Annotated in this window: 20 protein-coding genes and 1 pseudogene; 13 read left to right on the forward strand and 8 right to left on the reverse strand. The window is 44.6% G+C overall.

All coding sequences use genetic code 11. The annotated features are described in order from the left end of the window. The first annotated feature begins 315 nt into the window (after positions 1–315). Positions 316–1,959 (forward strand): methyl-accepting chemotaxis protein, encoded by a 1,644-nt coding sequence (locus tag R3P39_RS01315; RefSeq protein WP_336565208.1) that lies wholly within the window; start codon positions 316–318, stop codon positions 1,957–1,959. Between the two features lie 99 nt (positions 1,960–2,058). On the opposite strand, the gene feoB is transcribed toward R3P39_RS01315, so the two are convergent. Then, complete coding sequence (gene feoB / locus R3P39_RS01320) at positions 2,059–4,143, reverse strand: ferrous iron transport protein B (RefSeq protein WP_336565209.1); 2,085 nt, start codon at positions 4,141–4,143, stop codon at positions 2,059–2,061. A 17-nt stretch (positions 4,144–4,160) separates the two neighbouring features. After that, positions 4,161–4,388 (reverse strand): FeoA family protein, encoded by a 228-nt coding sequence (locus R3P39_RS01325; RefSeq protein ID WP_336565210.1) that lies wholly within the window; start codon positions 4,386–4,388, stop codon positions 4,161–4,163. A 175-nt stretch (positions 4,389–4,563) separates the two neighbouring features. Here R3P39_RS01325 and R3P39_RS01330 point away from each other — a divergent pair, with 175 nt between their 5' ends. Further along, positions 4,564–5,598, forward strand: a complete 1,035-nt coding sequence (locus R3P39_RS01330; RefSeq protein ID WP_336565211.1) for a LacI family DNA-binding transcriptional regulator — start codon at positions 4,564–4,566, stop codon at positions 5,596–5,598. 14 nt (positions 5,599–5,612) lie between these two features. On the opposite strand, the gene arsJ is transcribed toward R3P39_RS01330, so the two are convergent. The 4 genes from arsJ to gtfA all read right to left on the reverse strand — a co-directional run bounded on the left by arsJ (position 5,613) and on the right by gtfA (position 10,254). Then, complete coding sequence (arsJ, locus tag R3P39_RS01335) at positions 5,613–6,827, reverse strand: organoarsenical effux MFS transporter ArsJ (RefSeq protein ID WP_336565212.1); 1,215 nt, start codon at positions 6,825–6,827, stop codon at positions 5,613–5,615. 6 nt (positions 6,828–6,833) lie between these two features. Then, positions 6,834–7,844, reverse strand: coding sequence for an ArsJ-associated glyceraldehyde-3-phosphate dehydrogenase (locus tag R3P39_RS01340; protein ID WP_336565213.1), 1,011 nt, complete (start codon positions 7,842–7,844; stop codon positions 6,834–6,836). Positions 7,845–7,873: 29 nt separating this feature from the next. Beyond that, positions 7,874–8,632, reverse strand: a complete 759-nt coding sequence (locus R3P39_RS01345) for a metalloregulator ArsR/SmtB family transcription factor (RefSeq protein WP_336565214.1) — start codon at positions 8,630–8,632, stop codon at positions 7,874–7,876. A gap of 155 nt (positions 8,633–8,787) precedes the next feature. Continuing rightward, the gene (gtfA, locus tag R3P39_RS01350; protein ID WP_336565608.1) at positions 8,788–10,254 is read right to left on the reverse strand and encodes a sucrose phosphorylase; all 1,467 of its coding nucleotides are present in this window, start codon (positions 10,252–10,254) and stop codon (positions 8,788–8,790) included. Positions 10,255–10,483: 229 nt separating this feature from the next. Between gtfA and R3P39_RS01355 the strand changes: the two genes are divergently transcribed. The 5 genes from R3P39_RS01355 (at position 10,484) to R3P39_RS01375 (ending at position 19,078) form a co-directional block, all read left to right on the forward strand. Further along, positions 10,484–11,710, forward strand: coding sequence for an MFS transporter (locus R3P39_RS01355; protein ID WP_336565215.1), 1,227 nt, complete (start codon positions 10,484–10,486; stop codon positions 11,708–11,710). A gap of 140 nt (positions 11,711–11,850) precedes the next feature. Then, positions 11,851–14,250 carry a TonB-dependent receptor gene (locus tag R3P39_RS01360; protein WP_336565216.1) on the forward strand — a complete coding sequence of 800 codons (2,400 nt, stop codon included), beginning with the start codon at positions 11,851–11,853 and terminating at the stop codon, positions 14,248–14,250. 16 nt (positions 14,251–14,266) lie between these two features. Next, a complete protein-coding gene (locus R3P39_RS01365; RefSeq protein ID WP_336565217.1) occupies positions 14,267–15,235 on the forward strand; it encodes a carbohydrate kinase family protein in 969 nt (322 codons plus the stop codon). Between the two features lie 454 nt (positions 15,236–15,689). Next, positions 15,690–17,798, forward strand: a complete 2,109-nt coding sequence (locus R3P39_RS01370) for a TonB-dependent siderophore receptor (RefSeq protein WP_336565218.1) — start codon at positions 15,690–15,692, stop codon at positions 17,796–17,798. 113 nt (positions 17,799–17,911) lie between these two features. Next, the gene (locus R3P39_RS01375) at positions 17,912–19,078 is read left to right on the forward strand and encodes a DUF1624 domain-containing protein (protein ID WP_336565219.1); all 1,167 of its coding nucleotides are present in this window, start codon (positions 17,912–17,914) and stop codon (positions 19,076–19,078) included. A gap of 182 nt (positions 19,079–19,260) precedes the next feature. On the opposite strand, the pseudogene R3P39_RS01380 reads toward R3P39_RS01375, so the two are convergent. Both R3P39_RS01380 and R3P39_RS01385 read right to left on the reverse strand, forming a co-directional pair. Beyond that, a pseudogene (locus tag R3P39_RS01380) lies at positions 19,261–19,473 on the reverse strand (integrase core domain-containing protein); the annotation flags it as partial. Between the two features lie 203 nt (positions 19,474–19,676). Next, complete coding sequence (locus R3P39_RS01385; protein WP_336565220.1) at positions 19,677–20,048, reverse strand: winged helix-turn-helix transcriptional regulator; 372 nt, start codon at positions 20,046–20,048, stop codon at positions 19,677–19,679. Between the two features lie 119 nt (positions 20,049–20,167). On the opposite strand from R3P39_RS01385, the gene R3P39_RS01390 reads away from it, so the two are divergent. From R3P39_RS01390 to R3P39_RS01415, 6 genes are read left to right on the forward strand one after another with little or no spacing between them, the layout of a single operon-like run. Then, on the forward strand, positions 20,168–20,749 hold the full coding sequence (locus R3P39_RS01390) for an NAD(P)H-dependent oxidoreductase (protein WP_336565221.1): 582 nt from the start codon (positions 20,168–20,170) through the stop codon (positions 20,747–20,749). A gap of 9 nt (positions 20,750–20,758) precedes the next feature. After that, positions 20,759–21,301 (forward strand): peroxiredoxin-like family protein, encoded by a 543-nt coding sequence (locus tag R3P39_RS01395; RefSeq protein WP_336565222.1) that lies wholly within the window; start codon positions 20,759–20,761, stop codon positions 21,299–21,301. Positions 21,302–21,309: 8 nt separating this feature from the next. Continuing rightward, positions 21,310–21,672, forward strand: coding sequence for a hypothetical protein (locus R3P39_RS01400; protein ID WP_336565223.1), 363 nt, complete (start codon positions 21,310–21,312; stop codon positions 21,670–21,672). Positions 21,673–21,674: 2 nt separating this feature from the next. Then, positions 21,675–22,316, forward strand: coding sequence for a DsbA family oxidoreductase (locus R3P39_RS01405; protein ID WP_336565224.1), 642 nt, complete (start codon positions 21,675–21,677; stop codon positions 22,314–22,316). 12 nt (positions 22,317–22,328) lie between these two features. Continuing rightward, entirely contained in the window at positions 22,329–22,883 is a 555-nt protein-coding gene (locus R3P39_RS01410; protein ID WP_336565225.1) for a carboxymuconolactone decarboxylase family protein, read from the forward strand. A 1-nt stretch (position 22,884) separates the two neighbouring features. Beyond that, entirely contained in the window at positions 22,885–24,090 is a 1,206-nt protein-coding gene (locus R3P39_RS01415; RefSeq protein ID WP_336565226.1) for a low temperature requirement protein A, read from the forward strand. The last annotated feature ends 40 nt before the right edge of the window (positions 24,091–24,130 follow it).

A 24,130-nucleotide genomic window follows, 5' to 3' on the forward strand; every position in this document is an offset into this window, starting at 1 on the left:
GAATAAGGCAAGTATAGCGTATCTAATCGTTATTATTTCTTCAGCTTGCTGCTTATTGAGGGAAAGTGATACGTAGACAAACCGCGCCGATAACCTTATTGGCTCAATAAACGGCACAGGCTAGCCATCACTGTTTCAGGTTCAGGTAAACAACATTAGCAACGCGATAAAGCAACAAATTGCCGCGACAAAAATGCCCATATGTTGTCAGTTAAGTGCCCTAAACTTGCCAATACTGCGTATAATTCTCATTTTACAACAATTCATTGCAACTATTAACACAGTGTTGCACTCAACAACCTAAGAGGCCAAGGCATGCTACAGCCACTTGCGCGACTCACCATCAGAAGCCGACTTTTCATCGGGTTTGGAACCATCTTAGCACTGCTGGTGTTATTGACTATTCAGGGCATTATTAAAGTTAATTTTATCGATCGTACGCTCTCTGAGATCACCGATATAAACTCGGTAAAACAGCGCTATGCCATTAACTTTCGCGGCAGTGTGCACGATAGAGCCATTGCCATTCGAGACATCGCCATTGCCAGAACCAATGCCGAAATAGCAGAGTTCGAGCGCGAAATACGCCGACTTGAGTCTTTTTATGAGAAATCAGAAAAGAACATGCAGGCCATGTTAGACGATGGCGTACAGTTTAGCCGTAAGGAACGGGCCATTCTCGCTGAAATTGCCAACATACAGCGTAAAACCTTACCGCTTATCGACACCATCATCGCCGCTAAAAAAGCTCAGCAACCAGTGACCGATACCGTGCTAGAACAAGCCCGCCCGGCCTTTATTGCTTGGCTGAATACCATTAATGAGTTTATCGATTACCAAGAGAATCAAAATCAGCTGGCCACTCCAGAGGCCAGAGAAGTTGCCGGTGGCTTTCAAAACTTTATGTTGATTTTATCGGCTTTTGCTTTGGCGATATCGGTGTTTATTGGGGTCTTAATTGAGCGCAGCCTAAGAGCGACTTTGGGTGCTGAACCGCTGGAGACTCAAAAGATTATTCAAACCATGGCAGATGGCGATCTAACCCAACCTATTCAATCGTCCTTTGCTAACAGCATTCTCAGCGCACTATCGGACATGAGTGAAAAGGTCACGGCCATTGTGCGCAATATTATCGGCGCCTCTAATAATGTCTCGGTGCAGGTCAACGAAGTAAAAGAAGGTTCGTCTGCGGTGCTAAGTGCTGCCCTTGAGCAAGCCAACTTAACCTCTGAAACCGCATCTAAGCTTGGAACCATGCGCTCAAGCATTGATCAGGTATCACAAATCGCCGCGGCAACAGAAGAGAACTCCACCTTGACCGTTGAGTACGCTGAGCAAGGCCGCCATGTGGTGAATACCGCAGCTGAGGAAATGGGAAAAATTGCAGAGACGGTAAACGTAACCGTTGAGCAGATAAAACTATTGGCCGAAAAAACCAAGCAAATTGGTGGTATTGCTAATGTCATCAGTGGCATTTCGGAACAAACCAATTTACTTGCGCTAAACGCAGCCATTGAAGCCGCTCGCGCTGGTGAATCAGGCCGTGGATTTGCTGTGGTTGCCGATGAAGTAAGGCAGCTGGCACAACGCACTGGTGAGGCCACTTCTGAAATTGAGGCCATGATCAATGAAGTGCAAACCCAAACGCAAGCGTCAGTGAGCGCCATGGAAACCACACAGCCGCAAGTAGAAAACGGTAAAGCGCAAACCTTGAACGCCACCGAGTTGCTGCAAAATATTGAACGCCAAGCAATGGACTCACTCAGCCGGGTAAAAGAAGTGGCACAGGCTGCGTCTGAGCAGGTTGAGTTTGTTAGTGATATTAACCTCGCTATGGAACAAATTGCCACGATGTCGGATGAAGCCATTAGCTCAATGAAAAATAACAATACCGCTACTGAAAAGCTCAGTCAGCTTTCCCAAGACTTAAAGCAAGAAGTTGAGTTTTTCCGAGTGTAATCACACACCTAACCATACAAAACAATCACAAAAAACGGCGCTAATGCGCCGTTTTTCATTTGCTGTGGTTAACGTCGGTTTGACTACCCGATACCATGCTTAACCTAGGTTAATTTGGTACGTTGGCGGCTGATTCAGGCGATTGCCTAGCCGTGATAGCCCCAGCCACCAAGCAAAGCCAAACAGCACCATGACGATGATCCACAATGACGCGCTAAGCGGTGCCACACTCAATTGGCTCAGTTGATACACTAGGGTCGCCATGATATAAGCAATTGAGGTCGTCCATCCTACCACCAGCCACATCCACTTTGCTCCAGATTCACGTTTAACCGCACCCAACACAGCTACACATGGGGTATAGAGCAGAATGAACACCAAATAGCTAAAGGCGCCAATCTGGCCATTAAATTGTGCGGCCATCGCCGTTAATAATTCCGTGCCATTTTGCGAGCCTGACTCCAACTCATTTAGGCCTAATGGATCACCTAAATTAGTAAGCAAGTCTTTGCTGTTGTCGACAATACTTATTAACGCTTGTTGCAGCGCAGCCCACAGCGAAAACTCAGCGTTGTCTTGCTCTTCCCCGGTGTACAAGGCATCTAGCGTGCCAACGATAGCCTCTTTAGCGAATAATCCCGTCACCACGCCTACGGTTGCAGGCCAGTTCTCCTCTTTTAACCCCAAGGGCTGCAGCGCAGGGGTAACCACTTGCGCCGTCTTCGCTAGCAAAGAATGCTCAGTATTTTCATTGCCCAGCGAGCCATCGGTGCCAATTGAATTTAAAGCACTAAGCAGTACAACAACCAGAATAATGGTCTTACCTGCACGTTTAATAAAACCACTTAAGCGCTGCCACGTGGTAATGACAATATTTCGCCAAATAGGCATATGGTAAGCGGGCATTTCGGTAAAAGAGGGGAGCTTTTCAGTTTTAAATACTTGTTTACGAAATAAAAACCCAGACCCCACGGCCACTAAAATCCCCAATAAATAGAGTCCGAACACCACATTGGCGCCGTTGCTGGGGAAAAATGCCGCGGCAAACAAGGCATAGACCGTCAGCCGAGCACCACAAGACATAAAAGGTGCCATAATAATCGTCAACAACCGGTCAGACTCGCGGCCCATGGTTCTTGCCGCCATTACCGCTGGGACATTACAGCCAAAGCCCACAATTAAGGGAACGAAGGCATTCCCCGGTAAACCAATCGATGACATTAATCTATCAATAACAAAGGCCGCTCGCGACAAATAACCACTGTCTTCAAGAATGGATAAACACAAATACAATACCGCGATAACGGGAATAAAGGTCGCCACTAACTGTACACCGGCACCAAAGCCATCGGCCAATAACACACCGAGCCAATGGGGAGCGCCTAGCTCAGCTAACAACACTTTGGTGCCATCAATTAACAGCGCGCCCACTGCTATATCGAAAAAATCGATAAAAACCGCCCCCACATTCACCGCAATGGTAAACATTAAGTACATCATGGCTAAGAATATAGGCACACCTAACCAGCGGTTGAGCACTATCCTATCTAGGGTTTCGGTGGTATCTGCGCGTTTAGGTGTTATGGTGCTCACGCCTTCAGCTAGCTTTTTCACCGTTTTGTTGCGGGCCACCGCCTTGGCAACAGGATCACTACCGTGCTGGTATGCCATGGTGGTGTTGGCGACTTGCTGATCACCATTGATATTCGCAAGCGCGTTGAGTAAATCCTCATATCCTGTGCCTTTGGCGCCATTAAAGCCCATCACAGGCAGCTCAAGTTGTTGTGATAAACGGGCTAAGTCAAGTTGACGACCGCGCTGCGTTGCCACATCCACCATATTGGCTACCACTAACATTGGCTTTCCCAGCTCCTTGAGCTGTGAAGTCAACACCAGATTGCGCTGCAAATTGGCGGCATCAATGATATTAACAATAATGTCGGCATCATTTTGCTTTAGGAAGTCACACGCGATTTGTTCATCTTGACTGGGTTCAACCTGCTCCATGCTATACAGACCAGGTAAATCCACCACTTCTACGTTTGTGTTTTCTAAAACAAAATAGCCGTACTTTTGCTCTACGGTTACCCCTGGCCAATTCCCTACTTTTTGTTTAGAGCCGGTCAGGCGGTTAAATAATGTGGTTTTACCACAATTGGGGTTGCCCACTAACGCAATTTTCATCGCTGCGTCCTTATTTACTAGATAATTTCTATTTCGATATGTTGTGCATCATTTTTACGCACGCTGACCAGAGTATCTCCCACCTTTACTTGGAGTGGGCAACCTAGCGGCGCAACATTAGTAATGGCGATAGGCTCACCGGGAATGATCCCCAGTGCCATAATACGGCTCAATAGTGCCGAATCGCTGTGCGTTAAGGCCGTGATAACGGCGGTTTTTTGTTGAGGTAATTGTTCTAGCGTCATTGAGTATGATAACAATTTGCAATAATGTTCCTTCAATAATACCGCACTGAAAAGCTTGAAAGAAATAGAATTGCGACAATCCACTATTTTTACTTGTTCTATTTCATACTTGCTCGGTATCATTAAATAAACCATTGCTTTTGCTTAACATTGAGCACATATAGGGTAACCACCGATGACAAAAGGTAACAATCAGAAATGGACATTGAAAAGCATTGCTGCAGAGCTCGGTGTGTCCAATGCCACCGTGTCCAATGCCTTTAATCGGCCTGATCAGCTGTCGCGTCAAAAGCGGCAAGAGATCCTCGATGCGTGCAAAAAACTAGGCTACTACGGCCCAAATAAAGCAGCCCAGTCACTGCGCAAAGGCTCTTTTAATATTGTTGCCATGGTACTCCCAGACAGTGTTGAGTACATGGTGTCAGATCCTGTTGCCAGCAGCTTTATGCGTGGAGTAGCCAGCGTGCTCGAAGCGCAAAACATCAACCTATTGCTGTTCTCAGGCACCGCCGACGATGTCACTAACATTATTGATTTTGTCGACGGTTTAATTTGTTATGGTCGCCCACGTAATCCTCAGCTAATTGAAAGTTTATCCAATATAAACAAACACGTAGTCACGGTAGACTTTGAGCTACCCGAGCGGGCCAGTGTTAATATTGATAATCAGCAAGCGGCATTTGAAGTGGCTTCTCATGCCTTGCACTCAGATAGCGATGTGGCTATTTTTGGCCTTAGGTTGTTAGACACTGATTTGCTATGCCGAGTGTATGAACAAAATCACAGTGATTACCATACCTCGATCGCACAACAGCGTCTTACCGGCTACCTCAATGCTATGGCTAAGAAAGGGCTGACATTAGGTAGTGATAGGATATGGAATATACCGGAAAGCAGCGAAAAGTACGCCGCCATCGCTGCCAAGGAGCTGTTAAGCCTCTCGCCGCGACCTAACACGGTACTGTGTATGAGTGACTTAATTGCCTTGTCATTGCTGCGAGAAGCCCAAAAACAATCCATTTCGGTGCCAGAGCAGCTGCGGATAGTGGGCTTTGATGGCGTTGATGAAGCATTTCGTTATCAACCCAGCTTAACCACCATTCACCAAAACAGCGAAGAAAAAGGCCGCCAGGCTGCTCAGCTATTTTTAGATAGAAGTAACAATAAAGTCACTTTAGCGTACACGTTAACCTTGGGGCAAAGCGGCTAACTTGCCCCTGATTATTATTGCAGTGCGGCTCTGGAGGGCAGTTTCAGCGAAATAATGCCCGCCAGCAGTAACATCATGCTAGAAGCAATTAAACAAGCAGGCAATCCGTATTCCAGGAATATCCAGCCTGATAACACCGTCCCCAATAAACGTCCCATGGCATTGGCCATGTAGTAAAAACCGACATCGAGAGAGACACCTTCGCTATCGGCCAAACTGACAATCAAATAACTGTGCAACGAAGAGTTGATGGCAAATACCACGCCAAATACCAACAAGCCAATAATGATTGCACTGCCTTGCCAAGATGATGCGGTAATGGCCAGAGCGATCAAAATAGGTACACCAGCCAGCAACAGTGCCCAAGGCGCAATGGTTTTCGGCTGCCGTGCAACGTGCTCGCGGTTGATATAACGTGGCGTGCTCGACTGTACTACGCCATAGGCAATCACCCAAACCGCCATAAAGCTGCCCACCCACCAGTGATCCCAGTTAAATTGCTGTGACAAGTAAACCGGCAAGGCCACCACAAACCACACGTCTCGTGCCGCAAACAGAAACAGCCTTGCTGCAGATAAGATGTTGATGGCGCGGCTTTTTGAAAAGACCTGGCTAAATTTAGGTTTGGCCTTGGCTTTACCGAGTTCGCTTTTCAACTTCATCACACTATAGAGCCAAACCACTAGCAGCACGGCGGCCATAAGCCACATGGCTCCGGCAAAGCCCAGCAGCGTTAACAGTACCCCGCCTAAGAAAAAGCCCACGCCTTTTAACGCATTTTTAGAGCCAGTTAAAATGGCCACCCACTTAAATAAGGTGCCCTCTTCACCGGATTTGACAATGGCTTTAATGGCACTTTTGGCACTCATTTTATTGAGGTCTTTCGCCACGCCAGACAATGCCTGCGCCGCCATCACATAGGCCACACTTAAATAGTTGACAGGAACCACGAGCATCAACAGCGCCACCACTTGCAACGCCAAGCCAATGTTCATGGTTCGATTAAGACCAATACGAGCCCCTAGCCAGCCGCCAACGAGGTTGGTGACAACGCCAAATATTTCATAAAACAGAAATAGCATGGCGATTTCCAAGCCGTTATAGCCAAGCTGATGAAAGTACAACACCACCAGCATACGCAATGCGCCATCGGTCAGCGTAAAAGTCCAGTAGTTGGCGGTAACAATTAAGTACTGCTTAATCTCTTGCGGTAATGTGCTTAACTGCATAACCCTTTACTCTGCGATAGACAGCCCGACTTTGCGCATTAACTCTGCGGTGCGGTTGGCATAACCCCACTCATTGTCATACCAAACGTACAGCTTCACTTGGGTGCCATTCACCACCATGGTAGACAGAGCATCGACAATACTCGAGCGCGGATCGGTTTTATAATCAATCGAAACCAATGGCTTCTCTTCATAGCCCAAAATGCCCTTGAGCTCATGCGCTGCGGCTTCTTTTAACCATTGATTGATTTCTTCTGTGGTGGTTGCTCGTGCCACTTCAAATACACAATCGGTCAGTGAGGCATTTGCCAACGGCACACGCACGGCATGACCATTTAATTTGCCCTTTAGCTCTGGGAAAATATGAGTGATGGCCGTAGCAGAGCCGGTGGTGGTGGGAATTAAGCTCATACCACAGGCTCTGGCACGACGTAAATCCTTATGCGGGGCGTCTAATATGGTTTGGGTATTGGTAATATCATGAATGGTGGTCATTGAGCCGTGTTTAATGCCGATCTTTTCTTGCAATACTTTCACTACCGGCGCTAGACAGTTGGTGGTGCAAGACGCAGCAGTGACAATTTGATGAGGCTCTTCATCATATAGATGCTCGTTGACCCCCATGACAATATTCAGCACCCCCTCTTCTTTTACTGGGGCGGTAACCACCACTCGTTTTACCCCTTGCTGAAGATACTGCTCTAACAACGCCTTTGATTTCATTTTGCCAGAAGCTTCAATGACCACATCGCAGTTAGACCAGTCTGTTGCTGCAATGTCTTTATTTTGCGTCACCTGAATAGGCTTGTTGGCAATAACGATATCATCGCCTTGATGTTCTACCGCGTGATGCCATCTACCGTGAACGGAATCAAACTCTAATAAATGCGCTAAGGTTTCAGCGTTACCTGCAGGGTCGTTAATGTGTACAAACTCAACTTCTGGCCAATCATAGCTGGCGCGTAATGCTAAACGCCCCATTCTGCCAAACCCATTAATGCCAACTTTAATCGTCATAATCGCTCCCAAGTTATAATGTGGCTGCGCTAATCACAGCAATTCGCTTGTCGTTGCGGGCGCTCGCCCATGGTGTGTAATCTTGCCAACTCAGTGGCAATAAAATCTGGTTGCTGCAACACCGTGGTGTTGATCACCGCGACCATCCACTGCGGTAAGGTCGGGTTAATGGCGTAGAAAACCCATTGTTTGTATTTGCGGTCACAGAGGATCCCAGCCTGTTTCAGCTGGGCTAAATGCCGTGATACCTTGGGCTGGCTTTGCTGCTCAAGTGCCACCAATAGTTCGCACACACATAACTCAGGCTCAACCATTAATAACGCCAAGGTCTTTAAGCGTATTTCGTCACTCAGTGCTTTGTAAAACGGTAACACCGAAGGAGCAGCCGACACCGGCGCATCCTCATTCACTAACGCCTTCACTTGCTCGTTGATATCAAATAAGGTTTGCTCATACTGGTTAATGCTTTCACGCTCGCTTGGGCTGGCAATGTCCCAAGCGAGAATACGATTGCCATCAATACGTCCTTCGCATTCCGCTTTGACTTCGTCACACAAGGTGACAACCACATCGAAATGCAGGGTGCGATATTCATCTAAGTGCTTACTGTAAAGTGAGTGGGTGTCTATTCCTGCACGGGCCAGCAAGCTCAGGGCCTTCGCATTGACTTGCCCAGGCTTTGAGCCAGCACTATAGGCCTTAACTTTGCCACCACCATGATAGTTGGCTAGGGCCTGCGCCATAATGGAGCGAGTTGAGTTTCCGCTGCAAAGAAAGAGGATCTTCATTTGAAACATAACAAAATAATTATATAACTTAATTGTTATATAACTACCAGGGTAAGTCAAGCCTTATCATTGCTTGACAGTGCTCTGTGCTGCAGTCAGAAAAAAGGTATTAGAAATTTGGCCATCACTTTCGCAATGGCCATAAACGCCAAGGTTTAAACTTGGGCGGCAAGATCAAAGATTTGCTCATCACCTTGATCAGAGGTGATAATTTTCGCTTGTTCACGAGGTAAGTCGACAATTAACTGGGCCTGCGACTGTCGCTGCTGCCAGGTTAAGGTCAAAACATTATTATCGTATGCCACATTAAACTCACCGCTAAAGGCCTCACAACTGTTACGAATTTTAATTAATTGGCAAAGCGCATTGACCACAGGCTTTTGCAGCGCCGATTCAACCTCTGCTGGAGTTAAGTATGGACGGTTAATATCGCGGCCGACATTGGTTTGCTGTAGCAAGGTTATATCGTTATGCATGGCCAACAAGCCAGCATAATACACTTGAGGCACACCGGGACAGAAAAATTGAATAGCTCTGGCAACTAAGTAGTGGAAGTCATCTCTAGCTAGCGCCTCGTAGTAACTGCAATTTACTTGGTATAAATCCACATTACTGGCGGCAGCCCCCGTTGCTTGACGACTGTCGCCATTACTATTGTGATGGATTTGCTCTACCAGCTGGTCGATTTGCTCTGCGTTTAACAAGCCAGGCTTATCTCCTTCAGGTCCAGCATCGATAATGCCAATACCATCATGAGTATCTAACACAGTTAAACAGTTTCTTGGCGAGATCGTTAGCCAATGGGTTAATGGCGCAAAGTCTTGGTTAAATAAGCCATGCAGGATAAGCGGTGGTAAAGCAAAGTCGTACACTCGGTCTACCCGGCTGGCAACGTCCACTTGGGTTTTGTAGTAACTGTGAATTTCCGCAATCGTCTCCATACCCAGTTCATTGGCACGGCGTGATAATTGATTGATAAACGCAAACGCATCATCGGTCATAAAACAGCTCGTGCCGGCTCGTTTAATTGCATAACCTGCGGCATCTAGGCGAATAGTTTTCACGCCACTGTCAGCAAACAGTTTTAACACTCTTTCTAAATAACCGGCTCCAGCTTCAGATTCGACATTGATGTCGACTTGGTTGTCGGTGAAGGTAGTCCAAAAATTCACTTTCTCACCGCTTGCCAACTGCTTAGCAGAAAAGCAACTGCCAGGACGGGGGCGATAAATAGCAGCGCTTTGCTCGGCTGTGATGCCATCAGGAAAAACATCCTGCTCTTTTAAAAACATCGACCAGTATGTTGAATCGCGACCATTGGCTATAACATCAATAAACTCCGGAGACTGTGCTGAGGCGTGATTGACAATAAGATCCGCCATCACCTCAGTATGACTGGCAATCTCTGCAACGTTCCGCCAATCACCTAAACGTTCATCGACTTTGCCATGATCAATAGGATCAAACCCTGCATCACTGCCGTCGATAGGGTAGTAAAATGGCAAAATATGCACCCCTGCGAACAGTCCAGCTAACGGGCCACGCAACATTGCATCTAATTGGGAAAGCCCACCACCGCTAAGGCGGTCGGCGTAGGTGATCAACTGAACTTGGTTTTTCATCATTTACTCGTTAAAAAAGTTGAGACTTAATCGATTAAGTTATATCTTTAATCATGAATAAACAATAATCAAGTTTTTTGTGACTATCTTGTTCCAGTTTCAGCGAGTGTCTTTATCACGGTTTGCACGCTACTATGCAATGAGTGTCAATCAATCGCCTGGCAACAAGCATACATAAAAACAATATCTACAGACTAAGCCCACAGCAGTGGCTTTAATGAGGTGTAAAATGAGCAGCAAGCCCGTGCCAACCCAGCTAAATACTCTACGCTGGCTGACCTATATGATGTTTTTAATGTTTGCCATGACATCCGATGCCGTAGGCGTGATCATCCCGACACTTATTGAGGAGTATCAGCTAAGCATGACTCAAGCCAGCGCTTTTCATTATGCGCCTATGATCCTGATTGCCATCAGTGGTCTTTGTTTGGGCTTTTTAGCTGACAAGATTGGCCGCAAGTCCACCGTACTCATTGGTTTAGTGCTTTTCTCAGCTGCCTGTTTTTTATTTGCTGTAGGCGATACCTTCGCCACTTTTTTATTACTGCTTTGTGTTATTGGTCTGGCCATTGGCCTGTTTAAAACCGGTGCACTGGCATTGTTAGGCGATATTTCTGATGGCGCCAAAGAGCACACCCAAACCATGAACAAGGTAGAAGGCTTCTTTGCCATTGGTGCTATTATTGGCCCTGCTATCGTCAGTTATATGCTGGTTCAGGGAGTGAGCTGGACGTATCTTTATATACTCGCCGGCGGGCTTTGCTTGTTGCTAAGTATCATGACATTAAAGACTCCTTTTCCTGAAACGCAGCACCATGAAAGCGAACAGTTAGCTGGTTTTTCGCAGTCATTGGCCATGTTAAAAAATAAGTATGCGCTGGGCTTTTCTTTGGCTATCGCGCTTTACGTTGCCACCGAAGTTGCCATTTATGTATGGATGCCAACGCTGCTGCAAGACTATCAAGGGGATCTGACTTGGCTTGCTACCTACGCGCTAACGTTGTTTTTTATTTTGCGAGCCATTGGTCGCTTTTTAGCTGTTTGGCTGCTTAATAAGTTTACTTGGCAAAGTGTTATGCTGGTGCTCAGCTTTGCCATTTTTGTCTGTTATTTTTTGACTTACCTTTATGGTGTCGATGCGGCTATTTATGTATTGCCACTGAGCGGCTTGTTTATGTCGATGATTTACCCCACTCTCAATTCCAAAGGCATTTCTTGCTTCGATAAAGCTCAGCACGGCTCTGTGGCTGGAGTGATGTTATTTTTTACGGCTTTATCTGCTGCTTTGGCGCCGTTATTAATGGGAATGGTAAGTGATTATTTTGGTCATGTAAGCTATGGCTTTATTTTGGCAACGGTTTTTGCTCTGCTGCTGTTTTTGGCCATGTTGTTCAACTGGCTGCGCGACCCGGCTCAGGCGCCCCTTAATAAGCCAACCGACCTGCAAAAAGTCTAATTAACTATCAATAACTTGTAAATTTCTTAAAAAGATTGATTAAATTTTGATTGCAACCGAATTAAATTATGCTAAAAATAAACTTAATCGATTAAGAGATCAAATACGAAGACAACACCTAGTTCGACAGCGAGAGGCACATGATGACAACAACAATGAAAACAACGCTATTTACATTGAGCGCTTTAACTTTGGCCATATCCCAACAAGTTCAAGCAGAAAACACCCAACAACAAGCTAAGCCTGATGATGGCTTTGAAAAAATTGTTGTCACTGGGGTGCCCAAACGCACCACCATCATGGAGTCGAGTGTTTCGGTGAGTAGTGTGGGCCTAGAACAAATCGCAGTGGCAACGCCAAGAACCACCGCCGAAGCATTTAAGTTAATCCCGGGCGTTCGCTCAGAGTCAACCGGAGGAGAAGGCAATGCCAATATTGCGGTGCGCGGACTACCGGTGGCCTCAGGAGGGGCTAAATTCTTACAACTGCAAGAAGATGGCCTGCCCATTCTTCAGTTTGGCGATATCGCTTTTGGTAATGCTGATATCTTTATGCGCTTAGACAACACCATCGAGTCAATAGAGTCGATCCGCGGTGGCTCAGCATCGACCGCTGCCAGTAACGCCCCTGGTGGTATTATTAACTTAATTTCGAAAACCGGTGACAGTGAATCTGGCAGTATCGCCACCACATTTGGTCTTGATTATGATGAATTCAGAACTGATTTTGAGTTTGGTAGCTACCTAAGCGATGATTTACGCTTTCACGTTGGTGGCTTTGTCCGCCAAGGGGAAGGCCCTCGTGACACTGGCTACACCGCCAATAAAGGCGGGCAAATTAAGGCCAACCTCACGAAAGACTTTGCCAGTGGCTATGTGCGTGTATATCTAAAGCACTTAGATGATAAAAGCGCCGGTTACTTACCGATGCCAATGTATGCCAATGGCGATTCGTTACCCGGCTTTAATGCCTTGTCTGACACGCCACACTCGGCTTACTTTATCAACACTCAAGGACTTGGTGGTGATAACCAAATTCGCCAAGGAGACATGCGTGATGGTATGCACCCAGAAGTGAATAGCATTGGTTTTGAAGCCAACTTTGACCTTGGCAACAATTGGCAAATTGAAAACCGCCTACGCCAAGCCAGTATTTCAGGCACATTTATGTCGCCCTTCCCTGCCGAAGTCGGTGAAAGTCAAGCCATTGCAAACAACATTGCAGGTGAAGGTGCCAGCTTAGCCTATGCTAATGACCCCCAAGCCGGACAAGCATTTAACCAAGACCTGCTGATGCGTGTGCACACCTTTGAAGTGGAGATGAACGATTTCGACAACCTCGTTAACGATTTAAAGTTAACCAAGTCATTTAACAATGACACTACGCTGACACTGGGCTACTTTATGTCGTCGCAAAACATTGATATGTCGTGGTTGTGGAACTCTTACTTGCTAGAGGTGAAGGGCGACAATGCGGCTTTAGTGAATGCCTCCGCAGCGGATGGCACTGCGTTTTCGGATAATGGCTTGTATGCCTATGGCACGCCATTTTGGGGAAATTGTTGCCAACGTAATTACGACACTGAGTATCAAACTCAAGCCCCATATTTAGCCCTGAACACTAAACTCGGTAATGTTTCAATTGATGCCAGTGTGCGCCATGACTCTGGCGAAGCGACTGGCACGTATGCCGGAGCGACCACAGCAACCGTCGATATCAATGGCGATGGCGTGATCTCAAAGCCCGAAGAGCAAGTTGCCGGAATTGACTTAGCTAACCCCAATCCGGTGAATTATGATTGGAGTTACAGCAGCTACTCTGTTGGTGCCAACTACCAAATGAATAATCAGCGAGCCATTTTTGCTCGGGTAAGTGAAGGAGGCAGAGCCAACGCAGACCGCTTATTGTTTGGCAAAATTAACGCTGACGGCAGTGTTGCCAAAGAAGATGCAGTCGACAAAGTAACGCAACTTGAATTTGGTATTAAACAAAAATTTGAGCAGGGCCGCGTATTTGCCACGGCATTTTACGCTGAGACCGAAGAGCAAAACTTTGAGGCCACCAGTCAAACCTTCTTTGACCGCAAATACGAGGCACAAGGGATAGAGCTTGAAGGGGTCTATTATCTTGGTTCGTTTGACTTACGCGGTGGCTTTACCTGGACAGACGCCGAAATTGCCGCTGATGCACTAGCGCCAGAACTGGTTGGCAACACCCCTAGACGCCAAGCTGACTTTATTTACTCGTTAATGGCAAAATACAATTTCGCTAATGGCGCTGCCGGCGTCACTATGATTGGTACCACGGATGCTTACGCGCAAGATAACAATGATCTTAAATTTGACGGCTACACCCAGGTTAATGCCTTTGTAAGTTACGACCTCTCCGACAACTTTAATGTCGCATTGAATGTCAATAATCTCTTTGACACCGAAGGCTTAACGGAAGCAGAAGAAGGCAGTATACCGGCAAATAGCATTATCCGAGCGCGCAGCATTAACGGCCGCACGACATCACTGACGTTAAAATACACTTTTTAAATAGAGGCTGGCACTGATGCAATTAACCAGTTTTGGTGAAATGTTAATGGATCTCCTGCCTACCACACAGGGTGCCCTACTGCCAGTGGCGGGTGGGGCTCCGGCAAACGTGGCAGTAGGATTTGCAAAGCTGGGCGGCCAGGCCGCTTTTATCGGAGGCTTTGCCGAAGATGCTTTTGCCCATCAGCTTAAAACCACGCTGCAAAGCTATGATGTAAATACCTCGTGGTGCGTAACCGTCCCAGGCACAAAAACCGCGCTTGCGATAGTGCAACTGGATGCTCAGGGCGAGCGCAGCTTTTCTTTTTATCGTGACAACACGGCTGATATTGCCCTGGATTACGCACAGCTTAAACAGCTGCAATGGCCAACAGCGGGCCTGTTTCATTTTTGCTCGAACACGTTAACCTCAGAAAAAGCGTTTGCAACCACCCAAGCCTTGGTGGCAGCTGCCGCCAAACAGCAACAGTTGGTGTCATTCGATGTAAATCTACGCCTTAACTTATGGCCCGATCAGAGCCTAGTATCTCAGCGCGTAGAAGCCTGTTTTGCTTTGCTTGATATTATTAAGCTCAGTGTTGAGGAGCTAGACTATTTAGCTGACGCTCAAGGGGTAACTCCAGACGACTATTCAGCTTGGTTATTACAGCAAGGTATACAAGTGATAGTGTTGAGCGATGGCCCAAGACCAAGCAAAGTTATCACGAACAATGATTGTATGTCTGTTACTCCACCGCAGATCCAAGCCATAGACACCACAGGAGCAGGTGACAGCTTAATATCCGCTTTTTTGTTTTACCTCAGCCGTAGCGATATTGATAAAAAACGGTTGTCACAACACCCTAGTGTCCTTCGTCAGGCATTGGTATTTGCCCTCCATTGCGGCGCTTATACTTGTTTAGATAAGGGCGTTATGCCGCAATTGCCTACGCTTGCGGCGTTACAACAACAGTTCCCTTCCTTCGACCCTAACTTGGGCAAGTGATCGTATGCGGGGAAGGAATATCCCGCTTTTTTCTAAGCAAAAAAAAGGCCGCAGCGGGCGGCCAATGCATCATGGGTAAAACAATAGAAGGGATGTAAGTGTGAAAACAAGGCCATTTTAACCCAGAGACTGTAAATTAAAATCACATTATAAAGACTGTTAGCATCGATAAAAGCGAACAATAATAAACGGGCCGCCGCAGAGTAAGTGTTCAATGCTGATGTCAACATTTACCAATCGCTAGCCACTTACATAACTGCCTTACTCTGGTAATCGTAACGCTAAGGAAGTATTCGACACTCACTGCTAAGCACCATTTATGACCCCAAAGCAAATGAGATCTTTTCGACCAATGACACAAAAAAAGCGTCAACTGACAATGGATCAAGTAACCGGTGCCAGAATAGATATGTTATAGTGTAACAAATCAAAACTCCCTGAAATAGAGATATCTGTGAACAATAAAATACTCTTCTCACTCCTTTTCGTAGCCAATGGCACTGTGGCGCAAGAAGCGATTAAATCGAACTCAGCCGAAGACATAGAACACATTGAAATTAAACGTGTATGGCAACCTTACCGAGGCAATGTGCCTTTAGTGCAAACTCCTCAAGCAGTCGATACGATAAGCTCAGACGTACTGGACAGTGAAAGCATTACGCGTTTTATGGCAGCTCTTGAGCTTTCGCCGAGTATTGTCAGGCAAAATAACTCTGGCGGTATGTTTGATAGCTTTGCCATCCGTGGTTTCTCCGGCGATGAAAATAATCCATCAGGCTACCTTGTCAATGGCTTTAATTCTCGCGGCTATAACGGCAATAGAAGTACCGCCAATATCGCCAGCATTGAAGTCATGAAAGGCCCAGGCTCTGCGCTTTATGGCCAAGGCGAGCCCGGTGGTACCATAAATATCATTACCAAAAAGCCGCAATTCGACGAGCAAGGGTATATTCAGGCGACACTGGGGAACTACAGTAAAAAACAGTTTGAATTTGATTACACAAAGGCAATGAATAAAGAGGCTGCATATCGACTTAATGGTTCATATGAAGACTCAGACACACACAGAGATCATGTCTTTGTCGAAAGCTTGCATTTATCGCCGTCGGTATTGTGGAATATATCAGCGGACACCAGTCTAAGTTATGAAATGGAAGTGTTAGATCAGAAAAAGCCCCTAGATAGAGGCGTCTATGTTCTCAATAATGACTTTGATGGTGTTGAAGCGAACGCTTTTTACGGTGATATTCGTGATGGTGCTCACCAAGTTGAAGCACTTGGCCATCAGTTAGTATTAAATCATAAGCTCAATGACGATTGGCACATACTTACTGGATTTGCTTATCGAGACTCTTCTTTTAAAGGAGTATCTTCTGATACTGAGTTATCTGCCGGTAGGCAACTGCTGTTTACAAATGAGAACCTGCTTTCTCGGCAACGACGTGCCCGCGATTATCAAGCACTGGATGTCTCTGCACGCTTTGAATTAAGTGGTGAAGTTGAGCTCGGTAACGTTAAGCACAACATACTTATTGGTGTTGATCATTATAACTTTGATCTTGATACTAATTACAAAGTATGGCGCACAGCATGGGGTTCTGGTGATACCACTTACACTATTGACCCTAATAACCCAGACTACAGCCAAGCCCAACCTGAGCCGCTACAAAAAACACTGACCGCAGAAAATCAAAAAGGCTTAGGTGTTTATGCTCAAAACTTGATCGAACTGACTGATAACACAAAAGTTTTAGTGGGTGCTCGAGTGGATAAATTTGAGCAAGATATTCTCAACCTCCGTAGTAATGAAGCACAAAGCCAAGATCAAACTGAGTTTACACCTCGCTTAGGGTTTATTTATAACACCAGCGATAAGGTTAACCTGTACACCAGTTACGCCGAAGGATTTCGACCAAATCCAGGCCTCGATTCTAATCGTAATGCGTTTGCACCAGAAGAAACAAAATCATTTGAAATTGGCGCTAAATGGCAAGGTATCGCGAGTCGTTTCTCAGGTAGCATTGCACTTTTTGATGCCCAAAAAACCAATATGCTGACTGCTGAGCCGGATTCAGGTTTATCAGCAACTTTAGGGGAGGTAGAAAGCCAAGGTATTGAATTGCAATTAACGACTGAGCTGACAGCAGATACGGTACTGGCGTTTGCTTATGCTTATACCGATGCAAAAACAGCCAATGATGTGGTTAATGCAGATTGGGGCGTGCCAATCCCCAAAGGCTCTCGTTTGATCAATATTGCCGATCATATTGGCCATGTTTCACTCAAGCATTACACCACCTTTATAGGCAAAGAGTCTTATTTTGGGGCAACCGTGAATTATGTCGGTGATCGCTTAGGCGAAACCACTGACGCCAACTTCATTTTGCCATCATATACACTCGTTAATTTGTCAGCTTCAGTTGAATTAAATGACCAGGTAAGCGTAAAACTGGACATCAACAACCTGTTTGATAGGGCTTATTTTGAAAACTCCTATCACAAACTGTGGACCATGCCAGGATCGCCGACAACCTACAGCGCCAGTGTGAAGTATCAGTTTTAAGCCAGAATGGAGTATAAAGTCATAATTTATTCTGGGTAATCTGATTGTCGAGAGTAACAGTCTGAGTAATTTTACTTGGACTGTTTTTCGTTTTGAATACGAGAAAGAGTGTAATGAAAAACCTTCAAAACAGTAAAACGCGGTTGCCTTCAATCGACATACTGCGTGGCTTGGTGATGTTATTTATGTTAGTGGATCATGTGAGAGAACGGTTTTTCTTACATGTACCTGTGCTTGATCCGATGGACATTCATACCACCAGTCAAGATCTGTATTTTACCCGTTTAAGTGCTCACTTTTGTGCGCCCATTTTTGTCTTTTTGACCGGTTTATCGGCTTGGTTATATGAAAACCCCGCAAACGGCGCAAGACGTTCCGTCCAGTCATTTCTGTTAAAGCGTGGCTTATTTTTAATTTTACTTGAAATGACTCTGGTTAATTTTTCTTGGTTTGGTACGTATCAAACTCTTTACTTACAAGTGATTTGGGCCATTGGCGTCAGTATGGTGGTATTAGCACTGCTGGTCGCTTTACCCCGCAGTGTGATTGCCATCTTGGGTGTCAGTATTGTGGTTGGCCATAATATGTTGTCGCCCATCGAGTTTGCAGCGAATGAAGTAGGCTATAGCGTTTGGACGGTTCTGCATGATCGAGGTTACTTAGTCGCTGACGCCTTAATTAACGTCAAAGCGTCTTATCCGGTTCTACCTTGGATTGGCGTTATCTTGTGCGGCTATGCAGTAGGACCTTTATTCGCAAGCTCAATATCTTCGCAGCAACGCAAAACCATTTTGTTGCAAAGCGGAGCAGCGCTTTTAGTCGGGTTACTTGTTTTAAGAGGATTAAATCTTTACGGAGAAACGCTGCCATGGTCTCAACAGGCAACAGTACTTCTGACTGTGATGGACTTTTTCAACTTCACTAAGTATCCACCGTCTCTTGACTTTATTTTACTAACATTGGGTGTAGGTGCATTGGTATTAGCGTTTTTAGAAACTCATGGGGGTAGAGTATTAGAACCCGTTCGAATATTAGGGTCAGCGCCAATGTTTTTCTACATTACCCACCTACACGCATTACTTGTCTTGAGCATAGTAGCGCAGTGGTTATTTGGAACCAACCTACATTATGGCAGCAGTCAAACTGCATATTTTGGCTTTTACCATGTCTGGCAAGTGTGGCTTTTTGCCCTCTGTTTGAGCGTGCTTTTATACCCAGTATGTAAATGGTTTGCAGGTTATAAACGCCGCACGTCAGCGCGATGGGTTAAGTACTTTTAAACATTAATGCTCCTTATTCTATTTGACCCACGTACAGTGGCAAACTAAGTTTTGCCACTGTACGGCTTTGATAGCTTTACTCAAACAGGTGCCTTAGTTTGACGATTTGGGTACATTCAATGTGAATTTCCACTGTAACCCCCCATTTTAAGCAATAGTTATTGGTAGAATTAGTTAGCCGGTTACGTTAAATATTTGGGTAGGATCTCGTCAATGGCCGTATTTGGTCTTTCGTTGTTGTAAATCCAAAGCTAATCAGTAGCAAGTTTCTGTGCCTGCTCAACGCTAACGAACATGTGTAAATCCAGCCATTCATGACGAGCTGTTCGGTTAAAACGTTCAGTATAAGCATTCTGAGCTGGCTTACCAGGCTGGATATGTAGCAGCGTTATTTTCTACTTTTAATAGAGTAGAAACTGGATTAACAAATGTGGCTTTCTTCATTCAAAAGTCACAGTGCCCGTCTGTTATAGCAGAACAAGTAGCTATGCTATATAAAGGCTTAACTGTTAACTATAGCTTTCCTAAAACAATACAAAGTGCCGTTTTATGGCTTCAATCACTCAAAGTGAATATCAACAAAGAACGAGTCAACGAGTTACTTTGAGTTTAACTCTATCCCATGAGCCTCTGACCATTGCCGCAAATCTTCTAAAATTGAAAGTGCTGATTTTCCAAAGTCAGTAAGTTCATACGTAACAGCTATGGGTCTATCGCTTATAACTTTTCTAATTACCAGACCTTCGTCTTCAAGCTCCTTGAGACGCTGATCAACCATTTTTTTTGTTGCGCCACCAAGCATTCGAGTCAAATCATTAAATCGAACTGGCTCATCTTTTAAATGATAAATGATTGATCCTTTCCATTTTCCGCCGATTAAACGCATGCCTTTTTCAATTGCACAAGGTTCCATACATGCGTTATAAACTTTTTTTCTTCCCTTACTATCTGTTTCTATTGAACTTTCCATAATAATTCACTTATTTACTCTAGGTTACTAAAAGTATACTAATTGATTGTTGTTAAAAGGTACCTAGAATATACCACAAGTAACCGTTCAAAATAAATTTAAATTTTGGAGAAACACAGATGAGCAACATTTTAATTATCAATGGTCACCAATATTACCCTTTTTCTGAAGGTAAGCTTAACAGTACCTTAGTAGATAAAGCTGCAAGCTTATTGAACGCAAAAGGTCACAATACACGCATAGTAACAATGTCTGAAACGATAGATGTTGAAAAAGAGCTAGAGAACCATCAATGGGCGGATTTCGTTATTTTCCAATCGCCAATTAATTGGATGGGGGTTACTTGGTCTTTTAAAAAGTATATGGATGAAGTGTATACGGCAGGCATGGGAGGTGCGTTATGTGTTGGTGACGGCCGAACAGCAGAAGCGCCTAAAAAGAATTATGGTATGGGCGGTACGTTAACCAATACTAAATACATGATGTCATTGACTTTCAATGCTCCAGAAGAGTCATTTAATGACGAAAATGAGTTCTTTGATGGCAAATCTGTTGATGATCTTCTGTTCCCTATGCATATGAACTTCAAATTCTTTGGTATGAAACCAATGGAAACATTTGCGTGTTTTGATGTGATGAAAAATGCCGATGTTGAAAATGACTTAAAACGTTTTGAAGCGCACATTAACAAACATTTTTAAGGAACAGTCATGAGTATTGAATACACGAACAAGTTACACCCAGGTGCCGATTTTCCAGCTATTAAGGCAAAGTTACTAAACGGTGATATTAAAACGCTATCAACACCCGAAAATGGGTTGGATTGGAAAATGGTCGTTGTATATAGAGGGCAACACTGCCCCCTTTGTACACGGTACCTGAATGAGCTGGAGAAAGTAAAAGGTTTACTTGCTGATACCGGCGTAGATTTGATTGCCGTTTCAGGCGACAGCAAAGAACAGTTAGAAAGTCATATTGATAGGCTCGATGCTAGTTTTCCAATTGCCTATGGCCTTACTGTTGAACAAATGGAAGAGCTTGGCTTGTATATATCAGATCCAAGATCATCTGAAGAAACGGATCATCCATTTGCTGAGCCGGGGCTGTTTATTGTTAATGATGAGGGAAAAGTTCATGTAGCAGATATTTCTAACAACCCATTTGTTAGACCAGAATTTCAGTCATTAATTAGTGGCTTAGGCTGGATACGAAACCCTGCTAACAACTATCCTATTCGTGGTATGCGTAAATAGGAGCTGCAATGAGCAAAATTGTTTTGACTGCTGTTATTTCAGTCCTAATGTTTGGCAGTGCGTTTGCAGAAGACACGAAAGTCGAGCCAGCACACATCGCATCTCCAAATCAATATGAGCTGCTACTTGAGAACGAGGCAGTTACCGTACTCAAGATGATACTCAAACCGGGTGAACAGGATAATTGGCACAAACACAATGCTGAGACTGTTTATTTTGAAAAAGGTGGCAAGGCGACAATAACGACAAGTGAAAAAGACATGACTTTGGAGATCCCAGATGGCTATGTGATGTGGCATGACCAATGGGAGCACCAAGTTAAAAATGTTGGTGAAACAACAATCACTGCAATTATTGTTGAAAAGAAATAATGATGTCAGAGACACAACTTAACATTGATATCATTTCTGATGTGGTTTGTCCTTGGTGTGTCATTGGCTATGGCCGCTTAAAAGCGGCATTAGCCAATGTTGACACTAAATTCGACGTTAATATTGTCTGGCATCCCTTCGAGCTAAACCCCAGTATGCCAAAAGAAGGTGAAAACCTAAGACAGCATTTGTCGAAAAAGTACGGTACTACATTAGAGGACAGCATTCGGGCCAGAGCTATGTTGACCGAAGAAGGCAAAAAAGTTGGCTTCAAGTTTAACTACTTTGACGAAATGAAAATGCTTAACACGCATCAATGTCATCAACTGCTTCACTGGGCGAAAGAAAGTGATTTGCAAACCCCATTAGCAGAGGCATTTTTTGAGCATTTCTTTAGTAATAGAGGCACTTTCACAGAGCCAGAACTTATCCAAGTGGTGGAAAAGGTAGGACTAAACGTCACTCAAGCAACGTCTATTTTGGTTAACGACTTATACAGTGAAGAAGTGAAGTTAATTGAAGAGCACTGGCATCAAAAGGGTATACATGGCGTACCATTATTTATTTTTAATGGCGAGCAAGCCCTATCAGGTGCACAAGAGGTAACAACTTTCGAACGTGTACTCAATCAATATTTAAAATAGAGACAACTTATTATGTTTACTTATTATGAACCAGACACTGCTCCAGAAGAGTCGAAACCACTGATGGAGCAATCTTTAGCAGGTTTTGGCATGCTGCCAAACCTCCACAAAATTTTAGCTGAAGCGCCAGCAACTTATAAAGCGTACAACCAAACCTTTACAAGCTTCATGAAAGAAACAACGTTTAGCCCAGTTGAGCAACAAGTTGTTTTTATGACGTCAAATTATGAGAATAATTGCCACTATTGTGTTCCGGGCCATACATGGATGATGAAGTCATCTAAAATGCCAGATGATGTTATCGAAGCTTTGAGAAATGGCACTAATCTGCCAGACGCAAAACTTCAAGCGCTTCATGATTTCACAAAAGCCTTATTAGACAACCGAGGTCATATTGGTGACGATAAGTTAAATGAGTTTTTGAATGCGGGATATACTAAGCGCCAAGCTTTGGAAGTATTAACCGGGCTGGCAGCAAAACTAATCTCAAACTTCACAAACGCATTAACACACACAGAAGTGGACGATGCAATGAAGCCTTATGCTTGGGAAAAGCCGGAGAAGTAGTATGTCACTAGAAAACCATCCAATGTGGCGATTGCCAAAGCACCATTTAGATCATGAAGATGCCCATGACCATGTGCATTGGGTCGAGTTATTTTATGATCTGATCCATGTGGTCATTATTTTCTTACTTGGAAACTTTTTAAGCGACCACTTAAGTGTGGATGGTTTTCTAGCGTTTGCGGGACTATTTATCGCTGTATGGTTTGCATGGGCAGACTCTAGCGTTTTTAACTCACTCTATGTCAGCACAGACGTAAAACACCGACTCATTATGTCTTGCCAAATTGTAACCGCAATGGTTATGGCAGCGTCAATTCCTCATGTTTTAGATAAGGGCTGGATGTATTTTGCCCTTGCCTACGCAGCGAATAGAATGATCACCGCCTATTTGTACCATAGAACGAATAGGCTTGGTGTTGAAGCAACCGTGCTTTCACGAACAGTCAGCCGCAACTTCTTTGTTCTTGCTATCGTATTCGCAATAAGTGCTTTTCTACCTAAACCGTATAACTTTGCGGTATTTGCACTTGCCATACTTTCGATCCAACTTCTGTATATGCTGCCCAAAATTGGCGTTTTAGACTGTAAGCGCTTTTTACCTCGATTAGGGCATATGTCTGAGAGGTTTGCTTTATTACTCCTCATCGTTGTTGGTGAAGGATTCTTTAAGCTAGTGATCACTCTATCCGAAAAGGGCGTGTATAAAGTCACTCCAGAAGTACTGTTTAACTTTATGTTTGGGGGTATAGCGGTATTTATTCAATGCTGGATTTATTTCGACTTTGTAGGCAATGGAAAGCCTAAAAATCAAGAAAAATGGACACTCGTTAACTGGTGGTTAGCGCATTTATTCCTAATGCTATCTGCTGTGATGGTGGGTGTTGCACTGGCAGGTGAAGTAAAAGTAGGATTTTGGGACCCATATCCGCTCAAATATGGTGCTATAGGTTGTATTGGCCTTGCCTCATATTTACTGTGTCTACTTTGGATTCAATTCAATATCGAAGAACGCATTGCTCATCGATTCGCTACCGCAAAAGTACGTATGTTTGGTGTTGTTTTGGCTTTAGCAACATTATTGGTCTTGCCCTATGTGCCAGCTTTAATAGGTAATCTTTTATGGGGGGCGGCGTTAATTTCTCAAATAGCCATTCCAGTAACAAGAGCCTATCTTACCTTTTCCAAAGAAGAACAAGATAAAGCTTAAAAATTACGCACTAACAGTTAATTCAATAATTAGCGGAAAA

It is taken from the genome of Pseudoalteromonas sp. UG3-2 (assembly GCF_037120705.1).
GTDB lineage: Bacteria > Pseudomonadota > Gammaproteobacteria > Enterobacterales > Alteromonadaceae > Pseudoalteromonas.